Source organism: Histidinibacterium aquaticum (assembly GCF_008710275.1).
Lineage (GTDB): Bacteria > Pseudomonadota > Alphaproteobacteria > Rhodobacterales > Rhodobacteraceae > Oceanicola > Oceanicola aquaticus.
Window position 1 is genome coordinate 637,263 of record NZ_VYQE01000002.1, and the last position, 15,727, is coordinate 652,989.

The following is a 15,727-nucleotide window of genomic DNA, read 5'->3' on the forward strand; positions in this document are numbered from 1 at the left end:
TGCGGCGCGTCATATGCCTTTTCTCAAGGCTCTTTCCCCTCGACAGTGGCTTGCGTCCCGGCTTCGCGGTATGAATCTGAGCAGCAAAGCTTGCGCTGGGGAATGCAATCTCTATGTCAGCGGCATCTCTACTGAACCGACCGGTTCAGTCCTCCGTAGTAACCAGGGCTGGCGAATAAGAGGCGCATCACATGCGGATCCTGTCAATTCTGACCGCCGCCCTCGTGACGGGAGCGCTCTACCTGCTCATCATCGAGCGGGACATCCTGTTTGCCGTCGCCCAGGTCGAGACCACAGAGGACACCGCCGAAGAGGCCGACCCGGCCTCCGGGGAGACGACGGAGGCCGCCGCCCCCGATGACGACGAAGAGGGCGTCGCCGTCGTCGCCCTGCGCAGCAGCGCCGAGACGATCGACAGCGCGGTCGTGCTGCGCGGCCGCACCGAGGCCGCCCGTCAGGTTGAGGTCCGCTCCGAACTCTCCGGTCTCGTGATCTCCGACCCACAGCGCAAGGGCGCCTTCGTCGAAGAGGGTGACGTGCTTTGTGAGCTCGATGCCGGGACGCGCGAGGCCCAGCTGGAAGAGGCCGAGGGACGGCTGGAAGAGGCCCGCGCCCGTCTGCCCGAGGCGGAAGCCCGGGTGCCCGCCGCGGAGGCTTCTCTCGCCGAGGCGGAAGCCCGCAAAGCCGAGGCCCAGTCCCGTGTTTCCGAGGCGCGCGCGCGACTGAACGAGGCACAGATCAACGCGAATGCCGCGACCCAGCTCTCCGAGGGTGGATTCGCCTCCGACACGCGGGTCGCCAACGCCGATGCGGCGCTCGAATCCGCCCGCGCCGCCGTGTCCTCCGCCGAGGCTTCGCTCAAGGCGTCCGACGCCCAGATCATCTCTGCCGAAGCCGGTGTTGAGGGTGCGATTGCCTCGGTCGAGAGCGCGCGTGCCGGGATCCAGTCTGCCCGCGCGGCCGTCGCCTCGGCCGAACAGGCCATCGAGCAGCTGACCATGGAGGCGCCTTTCGCCGGCCTGATGGAGACCGACGCCGCCGAGATCGGCACCCTGCTCCAGCCCGGCGGCCTCTGCGCCACCGTCATCCAGCTCGATCCGATCAAGGTGGTGGGCTTCGTCCCGGAAGCCGAGGTCGGCAAGGTCGAGACCGGCGCGCACGCCGGCGCACGGCTCGCCTCGGGGCGCGAGGTGTCTGGCCAGGTGACCTTCCTGTCGCGGTCCGCCGACGAGACGACCCGCACCTTCCGCGTCGAGATCACGGTCGATAACGAGGACCTTACCATCAGCGACGGACAGACCGCCGACATCCTGATCCAGGCCTCCGGCCAGTCCGCGCACCTCCTGCCGCAGTCGGCCCTTACCCTCGACGACGAGGGCACGCTTGGCGTTCGCACGGTCCGCGAGGACGACACGGCGGGCTTCACGCCGGTCACGATCATCCGCGACACGGTGGAGGGCGTCTGGGTCGCCGGCCTGCCCGAGACGGCGGAGATCATCGTCGTGGGCCAGGAATACGTCACCGAGGGCACGCCCATCCGGCCCAGTTTCCGCGATGAGCCGCTGGAGAGCACCGCAGGCGCCGATGGCCCGGACGGGGACGTCATCGTCGAGGACCTGGCCCCGGAAACGCCTGACGAGGGAGTGGACGGATGACCGGTATCGTCGACTGGGCTGCGTCGCGGGCGCGGATGATCCTCGCCTTCATCGCCGTCTCTCTCCTGGCGGGCGGCTATGCCTACGTCGGCCTGCCCAAGGAGGGCGAGCCCGACATCGAGATCCCGGCGCTCTTCATCTCTGTTCCTTTCCCCGGCATCTCCGCCGAGGATTCCGAGACGCTGCTGGTGCGCCCGATGGAGACCGAGCTGTCGGATCTCGACGGGCTGAAGACCATGAGCAGCACCGCCGCCGAGGGCTATGCCGGTGTCGCGCTGGAGTTCGAGTTCGGCTGGGACAAGACCGCGATCATGGCCGATGTCCGCGAGGCCATGTCCAACGCCGAGGCGAGCTTTCCCGCCGGTGCGGACCAGTACTCGATCAACGAGATCAACTTCTCCGAATTCCCCATCGTGATCGTCAGCCTCACCGGCGACGTCCCCGAGCGCACCCTGCTGCGCGCCGCGAAGGACCTTCAGGACCGGATCGAAGGGCTGGATGCCGTGCTCGAGGCAGGCATCGCCGGGCAGCGCGACGAGATGGTCGAGGTGGTCATCGATCCGCTCAAGCTCGAGGCCTACAACGTCACCGCCGGCGAGCTGATCAACGTGGTCACCAACAACAACCTGCTGGTGGCGGCGGGCGAGGTGGAGACCGCTTCGGGCGCCTTCTCGGTCAAGATCCCGTCCAGCTTCGACGAGCCTTCGGACATCTACGACCTGCCGGTGAAGACGAACGGCGACCGCGTGATCACCTTGGGCGATCTCGCGACCATTCATCTGACCTTCGAGGACCGCGCCGGAACCGCGCGTTTCAACGGGACGAACACGGTCGCGCTGCAGGTGGTCAAGCGCAAGGGCTTCAACCTGATCGACACCGTCGACCTGGTGAAGGAGACGATCGCCGCGGAAGAGGCGACCTGGCCCGATCCTCTGCGGACGGCCATCACCGTCAGCACGTCCAACGACCAGTCGCGCTACGTGGCCTCCATGGTGAGCCAACTCGAGGGTTCGGTCCTGACTGCGGTCGCGCTGGTGATGATCGTCGTACTCGCGGCCCTCGGGCCGAGGCCGGCGCTGCTCGTCGGCTTCGCGATTCCGACCTCCTTCCTGCTTTGCTTCGTGCTGCTGGGCACGCTCGGCATCACCATTTCGAACATCGTGATGTTCGGCCTGATCCTCGCGGTCGGGATGCTGGTCGACGGCGCGATCGTCGTGGTCGAATACGCAGACAAGCGCATCTCCGAGGGCTCCGGTCCGATGTCGGCATATACCGAGGCCGCCAAGCGGATGTTCTGGCCCATCGTCTCCTCGACGGCGACGACGCTCTGCGCCTTCCTGCCCATGCTCTTCTGGCCCGGTGTCGCGGGCGAGTTTATGGGGATGCTGCCCACCACGCTGATCTTCGTGCTCTCCGCCTCGCTGATCGTGGCCCTGATCTACCTTCCCGTCATGGGCGGCGTGACCGGCCGGCTCACCCGGAACTTCGAGCGCACCGCCGGACTGCTGAAGCGGACCCTGCCCTGGGTGGTTCGCGCGGCGCTGGTGCCCGTGGCGATGTTCGCCGTGTTCGCCGGCGCGATGCTGATGCTGAACCCCGGCTACTTCACCGGCGCCGCCCGGCAGACGACCGGCCTGATGGACAGCCTGCCCGGCATCCTGCTCTTCCTCGCCGGCGCGGCGGCGACCTCGATCACCCTCTCGGCCGCCAAGATCCAGCGCCGTGAGAAGCCGATCCGGGCCGGTTACCGCCGTTCGCCCTTCGGCTATTTCATCGCCGCGATCGCGAACAACCCGATAATGCCGCTCGTGACCATCGGGGCGGTGATCGCCTTCGTCGTATTCACGTTCAGCTACTACGGCGCGAACAACAACGGCACCGAGTTCTTCGTCGAGAGCGAACCGGAACAGGGCACCGTCTACGTCCGCGCGCGCGGCAACCTCAGCCTCGCGGAGAAGGACGAGCTCGTGCGCCAGGCCGAGGAGATCGTGATGGCCCACCCGGGCGTCACGAACGTCTTCTCCTTCGCGGGCGACGGCGGCCTCAACACGGATGCGAGCGGTTCTTCCGTCCCCGGTGACACCGTCGGCCAGGTGCAGTTCGAGACGATCCCCTGGGAAGATCGCGCCGACCGTCCCGACCTCGACGGCGACGTCATCATCGACGAGCTGAACAAGGACCTCGAAGAAATCCCCGGCATCCAGGCGGAAATCCTGGCCCTGGCGCAGGGACCGGGATCCGGCAAACCCGTGCACCTGCGACTCATGGGCGACGACTGGGAAGACCTGCGTGAGGCCACAGCCATCGCCCGTGAGCGCTTCGAGGAAACGACCGGCTTGACCCAGATCGAGGACACGCTGCCCCTCCCCGGCATCGACTGGCAGATCAATGTGGACGTCGAGAAGGCCGGCCGCTTCGGGGCCGACGTGGCAACCGTCGGCGCGATGGTCCAGCTCGTCACCAACGGCGTGATGCTCGACACCATGCGGGTCGACAGCTCCGACGAGGAGATCGAGATCCGCGTGCGGCTGCCGGAAGAGGACCGCGTGCTCTCCACGCTAGACACCCTGCGCGTGCGAACCAGCAATGGCCTCGTGCCGCTGTCGAACTTCGTGACGCGGGAGCCGGTGGCGAAGCTCGCCCAGATCGACCGGGTCGACCAGACCCGCCACTTCGACGTGAAGGCCGACGTTGCCGCGGGCCTCGTGCGCGTGGTGGTCGACGACGCCGACCTGATCGAGGCGCCGGCTGCCATGGATGCCGGCACCGGCCAGACGCTCGCCTTCGCGCGCCTCCTGTCCTCGGACGTGCGCGAGCAGCAGGGCGGCGGCGCCGTTCTCGAGAGCCCCTCCGGCGACCGCCTGCAGATCATGTCGCTGGAGAACGGCACGACGACCGAGGAGCTCCGCGCCCGGGTCGAGGAGGGCACCGCCCGCACCGTGCCGGTTAATCCGACCGAGCGGATCGCCGATCTGACCAGCTGGCTCGAGACCTCTCCCCTGCCCGCTTCCGTCGACTGGGAGTGGACCGGCGACCAGGAAGAGCAACAGGAGAGCATGCAGTTCCTCGGCACCGCCTTCGGCGGAGCGCTGGCGCTGATGTTCATCATCCTGCTGGCGCAGTTCAACTCGTTCTACAACTCCGTGCTGGTCCTCGTGGCCGTGGTCCTCTCCACGTCCGGCGTCCTGTGGGGGATGCTGCTGATGGACCAGACCTTCTCGGTGATCATGACCGGCACCGGGATCGTCGCCCTGGCGGGCATCGTCGTGAACAACAACATCGTACTCATCGACACCTACCAGGAGTACGAGAGCTACATGCCGCGGACCGAGGCGATCATCCGCACGGCGGAGGACCGTATCCGGCCGGTGCTGCTCACCACGATCACGACCATGGCGGGCCTGGCGCCGATGATGTTCGGGTTGAGCCTCGACTTCGTTCAGGGCGGCTACACCATCGACAGCCCGACGGCGCTTTGGTGGAAGCAGTTGGCGACCGCCGTGGTCTTCGGTCTCGGCCTCGCGACGGTGCTGACGCTGGTGGTCACGCCCTCGCTGCTGGCTGTGCGGGTCTGGACCGTGAGCTACGTCCGCTGGCTGGGACGGGCCTTCGCCCGGATCTCCTTCGGACGGGGCAGCCGCTGGGCCCGGGACTGGGCGCTCGCCACCGAGGCCCGCCGCATCCGCCACCCCGAGATCGTGTGGGATGACGAGAGCCTCGGCGTGCCGCGCCGAGACCCGGTGCTGCCCCTCCGCGCGGCGGAGTAGTCGACCCGTTCAGAAATGCTGTTCATGACAAGGGCCGCCCTCAGGCAGCCCTTCTCGTGTCAGGCGACCGGGTCGCCCTGCGCCCGGATGCGCGGCAGCATCACCGTCGTCAGCGTCAGCGCGATGACCGAGCAGAGCGCGATGGCGCCCACCATCGGCAGCGCCGTCCCGTCGAAGAAGGGGCTCGCGGCGGTCACCATGAGGCCGCCCGTCACCATCTGCAGTGTGCCGCCGAGCGAGGAGGCGAGCCCCGCGATGGAGCCGTGCGGATCGAGCGCCGCGACCATGGTCGTGGGCACGACTAGCCCCAGGAAAGCGTTCGCGCAGAACAGCAGCCCGATGATCAGCGGCAGGCTGGCGTGGCCGGCGGCCACCAGAGCGAAGAGCAGCAGGTTGAAGGCCGCGTAGCAGGTGACCGCGACCCGGATGAGCGGCAGCGTCCCGAAGCGCTCACCCAGCGGCGCGGCGGCTTGGCTCATCCCGAAGAAGCCGATGGCGTTGACCGCGAAGGCCAGGCTGAACCCTGTGGGCGAGAGACCGAACTGGCCGGTATAGACGAAGCTCGCCGAGGACAGGAAGACGAAGAAGCTGGCAAAGCCGAAGGCCGCGATCATGGTGAGGCCCACGAAGGTCGGATCGGTCAGCAGGATCCGCGCGCCCGCCAGCAGCGACCGCGCCCGGATCGGCGTGCGCTTCTCCTCCGGCAGGGTCTCCTTCAGCGCGAAGGTCGTGAGCAGCAGGCTCAGAACGACGGCGCCGCAGAGGACCCAGAACATCAGCCGCCAGCTCCCGATCTGCATGAGACCCGCGCCCGCGAGCGGCGCCAGCATCGGCGAGACCGAGATCACCAGCATCACCATCGCCATGAGACGCGTGGCCTTGGGGCCTGTCTCGATGTCGCGGATGATCGCTCGCGGCGTCACCATGACCACCGCCGCGCCCACGCCCTGCAGCGCGCGGAAACCTGTCAGTGCGCCGATCGTGGGCGCCAGGGCGCAGCCGACCGAGGCCACGGCGAAGATGCCGAGGCCCGCGAAGATCGGCGCCTTGCGCCCGAAACGGTCACTGAGCGGCCCCCAGGCGAGCTGCGAGAGCCCGAAGCAGGCGAAATAGGCGGTGAGCGTCGTCTGGACGTGGGTCTCGGTCACCTGCAGGTCCTGTGCGATGAGCGGCAGGGCCGGCAGGTACATGTCGATGGCAAAGGGACCGACGGCGGCGAGAAGGCCCAGGACGAGGGCCGTGCGAAAAAGGGGCATGAACGTCTCCCGGTTCGGCACCGCCGCGCCGCCGGACGACCAGAGCATCCGGCTGCGGAGCGGTGATGAAAAGGTATCGAGGCTGCGCTACTCCTCTCGGCCGGTCTTGGCCATGACCTTTTCGGCCCTCGGGCCTGCGCACTGGCGCACGGAACCGGGCAGACGGACGTTCAAGGAGAAGGTGGCGCACCCGAAAGGATTCGAACCTTTGGCCTCTGCCTTCGGAGGGCAGCGCTCTATCCAGCTGAGCTACGGGTGCCTGTGCCGCTCCTTAGCAGCGGGGGGAGGCACTCGCAACGGGTTTCGCGGGAGACCGGACGTCCAAATTTGGACGGGGGCCCAAGCCAATGAAATCGCTCGCAAATTGTGTTAACGCGGCTTCAGTGGAGGTGGCAACGACGCGGTCCGAAAATCGCGTCACGCCGCGCACGCGGCCTGGGCAAGGGCCTTGGAAGGTCCTTGTGCCTCAGGCGAAAAGGTCGTGGCAGAGCTCCAGTGCCTCCACCAGCGTGTCGACCTCCTGCTCGGTATTGTAGAGGCCGAAGCTCGCCCGGCAGGTCGCGGTCAGGCCAAGGTGATCCATCAACGGCCCCGCGCAGTGGTGACCGGCCCGTACGGCAACGCCCTTCTTGTCGAGCACGGTGGAGATGTCGTGGGCATGGGCCGCCCCCTCCAGCGTGAAGGAAAAGATCGCGGCCTTGTCCGGCGCCGTCCCCTGCACGGTCAGCCAGTTCAGGCCGGCGAGCCGCTCTACCGCGTAGTCGCGCAGACGATCCTCGTGGGCGGCGATCTCGGACATGCCGAGACCCATCATGTACTCCAGCGCGACGCCCAGGCCGATGGTCTGGACGATGCCGGGCGTGCCGGCCTCGAACTTCATCGGCGGGTCGTTGTAGAGGACCGTCTCCTTGGAGACCTCGCGGATCATGTCGCCGCCGCCCATGAAGGGGCGCATCTCCGCCATTCGTTCCTGCCGGACCCAGATCGCGCCGGAGCCGGAGGGGCCGTAGAGCTTGTGGCCGGTGATCGCGTAGAAATCGACGCCGAGGTCGGAAAGATCCACCGGCATGTGCACCGCGGCCTGTGACCCGTCGACCAGCACCGGCACGCCCTTCGCGCGCGCGCCGGCGGCGATCGCCTTCACGTCGACCTTGGTGCCCAGCACGTTGGACAGGTGCGTGACCGCCACGAGCTTCGTCCGGGGGCCGATGGCGTCGATCACCTTCTGCGGGTCGAGGCTCCCGTCGGCCTCGGTGTCGACCCAGACCAGCTTCACACCCTGCCGCTCGCGCAGGAAGTGCCAGGGCACGATGTTGGCGTGGTGCTCCATGACGGAGAGGACGATCTCGTCGCCCTCTTCCATCCGGGGCGCCGCCCAACCGTAGGCGACCATGTTGATTCCCTCGGTGGTGCCGGAGTTGAGAACGATCTCGTTCTCGGAAGGTGCGTTGAGAAAGCGCGCGACCGTGCCGCGGACGGCTTCGTATTTCTCCGTCGCGAGGTTCGACAGGTAGTGCAGCCCCCGGTGGACGTTGGCGTATTCCTCGGAATAGGCGCGCGTGATCGCGTCGATCACCACCCGGGGTTTCTGCGCCGAGGCACCATTGTCGAGGTAGACCAGCGGCTTGTCGTTCACTGTCCGCGAAAGGATCGGGAAATCGGCACGGATCCGGTCGATGTCGTACATCTTGCCTCCTCAGACGCCGGCGCCGATGACCGCGAGGAGCGTGGAGAGTCCCACCCCCACGCCGAGCAGGGCGGCGACGAGCGTCAGAACCGCGCGGCCGAGGGACTCGAACCGCTGCGCTTCGTTGATGAAATGGACGAGCACCCAGAGCGCGATGCCCACCGAGACGATGGCGGCATAGGCTCCGAGCGCGGGAAGGGCGATCGCCAGCACGACCTGCGCCGCCTGTAGGACGACCAGCAGGAACTGCAGCCAGACCATGAGGGCCAGCGTATCCTCGAGACGGCCTTCGCCGCCGAGCATCAGCCCGGTGTAGTGCAACGCGAAGACCGTGATGACGAGCGATCCGCCGAGAATGGTCGCATAGGTGAGCGGCGTGAGCACGATCCGCTCCGGCGCCTCGGGCGGCGGGGGCGGCAGGAGAACCGAGAAAACGGCGACCAGCAGCACCGAGATCAGCGTGACGAGCACGAGGCCCATCCAGAGCACCTCGCGGCTGTAGCCCTGCCCGATGATGAACCGCGCCACCTCGCGGGGCTGGCGCACGGTCTCCATCAGGAGCCGCGCGAGGGACCCGGCGGAAGAGGTCATGGCCGCTCGGCCTCCGACAGGCTCAGCGTCCAGATGAGCGCGAATCCCGCGAGCCAGAGCGCTCCGGTGAAGGTCGCGGGCGCGCCCGGCCCCAGCATGCCGCGCGCCAGGCCGTAGAGCAGCGCAAGGGGCGCGGACGCAAGCAGGGACCAGAAGAGCGCGAGCCGGGCGGAGTACCAGCTGCCCTGCCCGCCCGCGGCACGAGCCACGATATGGCTCACCGCGGCCAGCCCGTAGAGCAGCAGCGGCAGCACCATGAGCGCCCCGAAGAAGGCATAGGCCGCGAGCTGCGTGAACTCGGCCCCCTGCTGGCCCGGCAGGGTCTCGACGCCCTCGGAAACGCGCACCAGCAGCGGCAGGCGCGCGATGAAGAGCAGCAGGCAGGCGGTGAGGAGGAAGGCCACGGCCCGATCCTCTCGCTTGCCCTGCGCGAGCAGGTCGCGCATGACGGCGCGCGGACCTTGCCAGGTCCGCACGATATCCGTCGTCACCGCCATCAGCCGGCGGCCCTGTCCCGCCGGCGCTCGAGCCACCCGGCGAGCCGTTCGCGCAGCTCCTCGGCATAGGCCTCGTTCTCGATCTCCTCCAGCGCCTCGGCCACGAAGGCCAGCGTCAGCAGGTTCTCAGCCTCCGCCTTGGCCATGCCGCGGGCCCGCAGGTAGTAGAGCGCGTCGGCGTCGATGGCGCCCGAAGTCGACCCGTGGGAGCAGGCCACGTCGTCGGCGTAGATCTCCAGCTCGGGCTTGGCCTGGAAGGTGCTGTCGTCGTCGAGCAGGAGCGACTGGCTGATCTGGTAGCCGTCGGTCTTCTGCGCGCCCTGCTTCACCAGGATCTTGCCCTGGAAAACGCCGGTGGCGCCGTTCCGCAGCACGTTCTTGAAGACCTGCCGGCTCTCGCAGTTCACCGCGTCGTGGGTCACGAAGACCGTCGCGTCGTGATGGAAGTCGCGCCCGTCGCCGAGGCAGGCCCCTGCGATGTGGCAGACCGCCTCGTCGCCGGTGAGCTCGACGTAGGCCTCGTTGCGGGTCATCACGCCGTTGACCGTGAGGGTGAAGGTCTTGAAGGTGCTCTCGCGCCCGAGACGGGCGAAAGTGCCGGTCACGGCGCGCCGCTCGTGGTCGCGGCCCTGGGCGCGGACCAGGTGGAAAGCGCCGGTGTCGGCGACGTCCACTTCGAGACCCTTGGAAAAGCGCGCGGCGGCCGGCCCGTTTTCCAGGATCGTCAGCTCCGCGCCCTCTTCCACCTTCACGCAGTGGTGGAGGATCGCATCCGAACGCTCTGATTTATGCAGATAAACCAGGCTCACGGGCTTCGAGGGCTTGCCGGTGACGCGAATGACCACCCCGTCGGTCGCGAAGGCCGTGTTGAAGGCTGCGAGGGGCCGGTCGACCTTCTCGTGGCTCGCGCCCTCGATCTTGCCGTAGAGGTCGCGGACCCAGTGGATGTCCTTGGCCATGGCCTCGGAGAGGCGCTCGATCTCGATCCCCTCCAGCGAGAGGTCGTCGGAGGCCTCCGGGTCGAAGACACCGTCGACGAAGACGACCTTCAGCCGGTCGACACCGTCGAAGAGCGGCGGCTCGCCGGTCTCGAAGACCGAGGCCTGCGGAGGCTCCTCGGCGGTGAGCGAGGTCGGGTCGGTGAACTTCCAATACTCGTCGCGCCGATGCGGCAGGCCCATGCTGCGCACGCGCTCCAGCGCCGCCTCGCGGGCCTCCCGGGCCCATGCGCCGCTCTCGGGGAGCGTCAGGCCGGCGAGCCGGGCCTCGGTCGCCTCGGCCTTCTGCTGCTTGATCGCTGCCTTCGCCATCAGGCCACCTCGTTCAGGATGTCGCCGTACCCGTTTTCCTCGACCTCGAGCGCGAGTTCGGGACCGCCGGTCTTCACGATCCGGCCGTCGGACATGATGTGCACGACGTCCGGTTTGATGTGGTTCAGCAGGCGCTGGTAGTGGGTGATGACGAGGAAGCCGCGGCCCTCGTCGCGCAGCGCGTTCACGCCGTCGGAGACCAGCTTCATCGCGTCCACGTCGAGGCCGGAGTCGGTCTCGTCCAGGATACACATCTTCGGCTCGAGCACGGCCATCTGCAGGATCTCGTTGCGCTTCTTCTCACCGCCGGAGAAGCCGACGTTGACCGCGCGCTTGAGCATCTCGGGCTCGATCTGCAGGTTCTTGGCCTTCTCGCGGATCAGCTTGAGGAAGTCGGCCGAGGAGATTTCCTCCTGCCCGCGCGCCTTCCGCTGGGAGTTCAGCGCCGTGCGCAGGAAGGTCATGTTGCCCACGCCGGGGATCTCGACGGGGTACTGGAACGCGAGGAAGAGACCCGCGGCGGCGCGCTCTTCCGGCTCCATGTCGAGGATGTCCTCGCCCAGCAGCGACGCGGAACCCTCGGTCACCTCGTAGCCCTCGCGGCCCGAGAGAACGTAGCTCAGGGTCGATTTGCCCGAGCCGTTGGGCCCCATGATCGCGTGCACCTTGCCCGCCTCGACGTGCAGGTCGACGCCCTTGAGGATCTGTTTGTCCTCTTCCTCCAGTTTGACCTTCAGTCCCTTGATATCGAGCATGTTTCTCTCCTTGGCCCTTCGCGGCGAGGGGCCCTATTCCGGTTGCTGTATCAGCCCGATCACCTCGAGCAATTCATCGTTGCGGATCTGCCGGGGCGTGACCTCGAAGCGCGCCATGCGGCCCCGCGTCTCGACCCGCTCCGCGTAGTCCTCGCAGACGTGGTAGTGTTCGCGCTCAACGTAATCATCGAAGAGCACCGTCAAAGGCCGTTTCGCCCGAAAGACGCAGGCCAGCAGGCAGCCGACCCGGAAGCGGCCGTCGATCAGGACGACGTCCGGCTGGATCGCCTCGGGCCCGTCCCAGACCGCCAGCGGGTAGCGGGCGAACTCGGCGTGCCGGACGTAGTTGCGCGGCCTGCCCCAGGCCTTGGTCGGACCGATCCCGACGTGGACGATCTCCGGCCGGCTCCGGCCCGGGTTGCTCTCGAACCAGGCGCGCATCATCCGGGCCCAGGCCCAGTCGTTCTCGACCGAGCGGATGGTCTTGCCTGGCATCTCCGAGGCCAGGACCGTCGAGCCGCCCGAGCCGTATTCCAGGATCACGGAGGCGGCCTCGTAGGTGTCCCGGAGCCAGTCGGCCTCCGCCTCCGGCATGGTGAGCATCGGACGCTCCGGCATCTCCACGGGACGCGGATCGGTGGTCGCAGCATCGGTCATTGCCGCGCCCTCTGTCGGGGCGTCAGGGTCGAAACGTAGTCATCCGCCGCCTGTCCCGTCACTTCTCCCCGCCGCTCCAGCTCGGAGAGCGCCAGCAGGGTCACGTCGGGGCTGTCGAAAACCGTATCCGCGCAGAGCGCGAGGTGACACAGCGCGTCTCCGTCCATCTCGGCGGGGGTCCGGTCCGCCCGGAGGTAGACCGCGTCGCCGTCGAGCAGCTGGCTCGTCATGGCGGGACGGCGGACCTTGTCCTCGTGGGCATGTGGCATCATCACCGACTTGGTGAAGAGGAACTTGTGCAGCGTGAAGCCCGCGTCGCGCAGGATCACGTCCAGGTCGCCGAAGACCGGCTCGTCCTCGTAGATTCGGTGGAATCGAACCTCGGTCACGACGGCGACGGTATCGGCCAGCGCGGTGCCGCCGGTCTCGACCACCTCTCCCTCGGCGCCCTGCAGGTCCATCTTCAGAAGATCGATCGACGGCAGGCTGTCCACGTCGTCGAGCGCCGTGGTCTCGAGCGGGACGATCCGGATCGGCCGCTTCGGCGACATCCACTTGCGCTTGCCGATCCGGTCGAGCGAGGCCTCGTCGAAGGCATGCAGAGAGGTGAAGCCGGAGTTCGGGTGGATCCTAAGCTCTCGCGCGCCGGGCCGGCCGATGGCGACGGGATAGTAGGTCTCTCCCGCCCGGTCCTCGGCGGTCAGTGCCTCGTAGGCCTCCGGGTGAGGCTCGAAGCCGTGAACTTCGGCAAGACCGGCCTCCAGGAGCGGCGCGTAGGGCGCCTCCCCCAGGGGGTTCGCGCCTACGTCGCAGACACGCAGGCGGCGGGACGGCGAAAGATGCCGTGCCAGCGCGGCGAGCCGCGCTCCCGTGTCCGCCTGCGGCGCCATGTGATCCTCAGCCCACCGAGCCTTCGAGGGAGATCGCGACGAGCTGTTGAGCTTCCATCGCGAATTCCATCGGCAGCGCCTGAAGCACTTCCTTGGCGAAGCCGTTGACGATGAGCGCCACGGCTTCTTCCTCGTCCATGCCGCGCTGCTGGCAGTAGAACATCTGGTCCTCGTCGACCTTGGAGGTCGTGGCCTCGTGCTCCACCCGGCTCGAGTTGTTCTTCACCTCGATGTAGGGGACCGTGTGCGCCCCGCACTTGTCACCGATCAGCAGCGAGTCGCACTGGGTGAAGTTGCGGCTATCCTTGGCCTTGGGATGCATCGAGACGAGGCCGCGGTAGGTGTTCTGCGCGTGCCCGGCGCTGATCCCCTTGGACACGATGCGCGACTTGGTGCGCTTGCCCAGGTGGATCATCTTGGTGCCGGTATCGGCCTGCTGCCAGTTGTTGGTGATGGCGATCGAGTAGAACTCGCCCTGGCTGTCGTCGCCCCGCAGGATGCAGGAGGGATACTTCCAGGTCACCGAGGAGCCAGTCTCGACCTGGGTCCACATGACCTTCGCCCGGTCGCCCCGGCAGTCGGCGCGCTTGGTGACGAAGTTGTAGATGCCGCCCTTGCCGTTCTCGTCACCGGGGTACCAGTTCTGGACAGTCGAGTATTTCACCTCGGCGTCTTCCTCGGCGATGATCTCCACCACCGCGGCGTGCAGCTGGGCGGTGTCGCGCTGGGGCGCGGTGCAGCCTTCCAGGTAGCTGACGTAGGAACCCTTGTCGGCGATGATCAGCGTCCGCTCGAACTGGCCGGTGTTCTCGGCATTGATCCGGAAATAGGTCGACAGCTCCATCGGGCAGCGCACCCCCGGCGGGACGTAGACGAAGGACCCGTCGGAGAAGACCGCCGAGTTGAGGCCAGCGAAGAAATTGTCGCCCTGCGGCACGACGGAGCCCAGGTACTTCTTCACCAGCTCGGGATGCTCGCGGATCGCCTCTGAGATCGAGCAGAAGATGACGCCCGCCTTCTCGAGTTCCTTCTGGAAGGTCGTACCCACGCTGACGCTGTCGAAGACGGCGTCCACGGCGACCTTGCGCGGCTCGGTGGCGTCGGGCGCCTCGCCCGCGGCACGGGTCGAGTTGTCCTCGGGCGTGGCCACCTCTCCTGCGCCCTCGACGCCGGCGAGAACCTCCTGCTCCTTCAGCGGGATACCCAGCTTGTTGTAGGTCTCGAGCAGCTTGGGATCGACCTCGTCCAGCGACTTCGGCTTGGTCTCGAAGGACTTGGGGCGCGCGTAGTAATACTGGTCCTGAAAGTCGATCTGGGGGTACTCGACCATGGCCCAGTCGGGCTCTTCCATCTTCAGCCAGCGGGCATAGGCCTGCAGACGCCACTCAGTCATCCATTCGGGCTCGTCGTTCTTGGCCGAGATCAGGCGGACGATGTCCTCGGACAGGCCCTTGGGGGCGTAGTCCATCTCGACGTCCGTCTCCCAGCCGTACTTGTACTTGCCGGAAAGCGCGCGGACGGCCTCGACCGTTTCCTCGTCGACGCCTTCCTTGACCTCGGGGGTCTGTGCCTTGGGGACATTGTCCAGTGCGGTCATGTCTCGTCCTCTCTCACGCCGCGCGGGCGCGTTGCTTCTGTCTGGCGCGGGACCAGGCCTCCGCGAAGGCCAGGACCTGATCCTCTGTCGTGTCGGGCCCGATGGAGACGCGGATCGCGCACCCCGCCTCGGCCCTGTCGTATCCCATCGCGGCGAGCACCCGGTTCTCGCGCACCTTGCCCGAGGAACAGGCGCTGCCCGCGCTGACGGCGAACCCCGCGAGGTCCATGGCCATCACCTGCGTCTCGCCCTTCCAGCCCGGAGTCAGCATCAGGCTGGTGTTGGGCAGACGACGCGCCGCGTTCCCGACAAAAATAGTCTCTGGGCTGGCGGCCACAATGGCCTTTTCTAGAATATTTCTAATCTCGGCCACTCTGTCCCATGTCCCGGCGGCCAGATCCCGCTGTGCGGCCTCCGCCGCCGCGGCCATGCCGGCGATCCCGATGACGTTCTCGGTCCCCGAGCGGCGTCCCATCTCCTGGCCGCCGCCCCTGCTCCGAGCGGAGAGGTCGTACCCCTCCGGAATCACCAGGAGACCGGCGCCCTTGGGCCCGCCGAACTTGTGGGCGGAGAGGAAGATCATTCCGACGCCCGCCCAGCCGTAGGCGAAGGGCAGCCGGCCGAAGCCCTGGGTAATGTCGCTGACGGCCAGGCCCTGCGGCAGGTCCTGCACCACGCCGGTTTCGGAATTGGCGAGCTGGAGCGTGGCGTCTTCGGGCTCCGCGACCTCAACCCGGCCGTCGGTCGCGACGGGCAGGACCGGATCGCACCAGGCGTGAACCGCGTCGTGCTCGATGCGGGCGCCCCGCAGCTCGCGACCGCCAAGGGCCAGCGCCGCCGCCTCGGTCGCGCCGGAGACGAAGACGAGATCGGCCCCGGAGGACGCGCCGAGAGCCTCGGCCAGCTGTCCCCGCGCACGTTCGATCAGGCCCTTGGCAGCACGACCCTCGGCATGGACCGAGGAGGGATTGCCCACCACGTCCATCGCCTCGGCCATGGCGGCGCGCGCCTCGGGCCGGAGCGGCGAGGTGGCGTTCCAGTCGAGATACACCCGCCCGGTCACGC

12 protein-coding genes and 1 tRNA gene are annotated in these 15,727 nt (G+C 67.6%); 2 read left to right on the plus strand and 11 right to left on the minus strand.

Annotated features, from left to right (window positions below; translation table 11 throughout):
* Positions 1-191 precede the first annotated feature (191 nt).
* Together F3S47_RS08550 and F3S47_RS08555 are read left to right on the plus strand one after the other, a co-directional pair.
* A complete protein-coding gene (locus F3S47_RS08550) occupies positions 192-1,655 on the plus strand; it encodes an efflux RND transporter periplasmic adaptor subunit (RefSeq protein ID WP_150444820.1) in 1,464 nt (487 codons plus the stop codon).
* On the plus strand, positions 1,652-5,422 hold the full coding sequence (locus F3S47_RS08555) for an efflux RND transporter permease subunit (protein ID WP_150444821.1): 3,771 nt from the start codon (positions 1,652-1,654) through the stop codon (positions 5,420-5,422). The genes F3S47_RS08550 and F3S47_RS08555 overlap by 4 nt, the downstream gene beginning before the upstream one ends.
* A gap of 59 nt (positions 5,423-5,481) precedes the next feature.
* On the opposite strand, the gene F3S47_RS08560 is transcribed toward F3S47_RS08555, so the two are convergent.
* The 11 genes from F3S47_RS08560 to F3S47_RS08610 form a co-directional block, all read right to left on the minus strand.
* Positions 5,482-6,678, minus strand: coding sequence for a multidrug effflux MFS transporter (locus F3S47_RS08560; RefSeq protein ID WP_150444822.1), 1,197 nt, complete (start codon positions 6,676-6,678; stop codon positions 5,482-5,484).
* Between the two features lie 182 nt (positions 6,679-6,860).
* Positions 6,861-6,937: transfer RNA gene (locus F3S47_RS08565), tRNA-Arg, on the minus strand.
* 207 nt (positions 6,938-7,144) lie between these two features.
* Positions 7,145-8,365: a cysteine desulfurase gene (locus F3S47_RS08570; RefSeq protein WP_150444823.1), complete on the minus strand. Its 1,221-nt coding sequence runs from the start codon at positions 8,363-8,365 to the stop codon at positions 7,145-7,147.
* A gap of 9 nt (positions 8,366-8,374) precedes the next feature.
* Positions 8,375-8,956, minus strand: a complete 582-nt coding sequence (locus tag F3S47_RS08575; RefSeq protein WP_150444824.1) for a Yip1 family protein — start codon at positions 8,954-8,956, stop codon at positions 8,375-8,377.
* A complete protein-coding gene (locus F3S47_RS08580; protein WP_150444825.1) occupies positions 8,953-9,453 on the minus strand; it encodes a hypothetical protein in 501 nt (166 codons plus the stop codon). The genes F3S47_RS08575 and F3S47_RS08580 overlap by 4 nt, the downstream gene beginning before the upstream one ends.
* Positions 9,453-10,763, minus strand: a complete 1,311-nt coding sequence (locus F3S47_RS08585) for a SufB/SufD family protein (protein ID WP_150444826.1) — start codon at positions 10,761-10,763, stop codon at positions 9,453-9,455. Before F3S47_RS08585 ends, F3S47_RS08580 begins: the two co-directional genes overlap by 1 nt.
* Positions 10,763-11,518 (minus strand): Fe-S cluster assembly ATPase SufC, encoded by a 756-nt coding sequence (sufC, locus tag F3S47_RS08590; protein WP_150444827.1) that lies wholly within the window; start codon positions 11,516-11,518, stop codon positions 10,763-10,765. The genes F3S47_RS08585 and sufC overlap by 1 nt, the downstream gene beginning before the upstream one ends.
* 33 nt (positions 11,519-11,551) lie before the next feature.
* Positions 11,552-12,175, minus strand: a complete 624-nt coding sequence (locus F3S47_RS08595) for a hypothetical protein (protein WP_223877764.1) — start codon at positions 12,173-12,175, stop codon at positions 11,552-11,554.
* A complete protein-coding gene (locus F3S47_RS08600; RefSeq protein WP_150444828.1) occupies positions 12,172-13,065 on the minus strand; it encodes an FkbM family methyltransferase in 894 nt (297 codons plus the stop codon). Before F3S47_RS08600 ends, F3S47_RS08595 begins: the two co-directional genes overlap by 4 nt.
* Positions 13,066-13,072: 7 nt before the next feature.
* Positions 13,073-14,662, minus strand: coding sequence for a Fe-S cluster assembly protein SufB (sufB, locus tag F3S47_RS08605; protein WP_150444829.1), 1,590 nt, complete (start codon positions 14,660-14,662; stop codon positions 13,073-13,075).
* A gap of 13 nt (positions 14,663-14,675) precedes the next feature.
* Complete coding sequence (locus F3S47_RS08610; protein ID WP_150444830.1) at positions 14,676-15,725, minus strand: cysteine desulfurase family protein; 1,050 nt, start codon at positions 15,723-15,725, stop codon at positions 14,676-14,678.
* Positions 15,726-15,727: the final 2 nt, after the last annotated feature.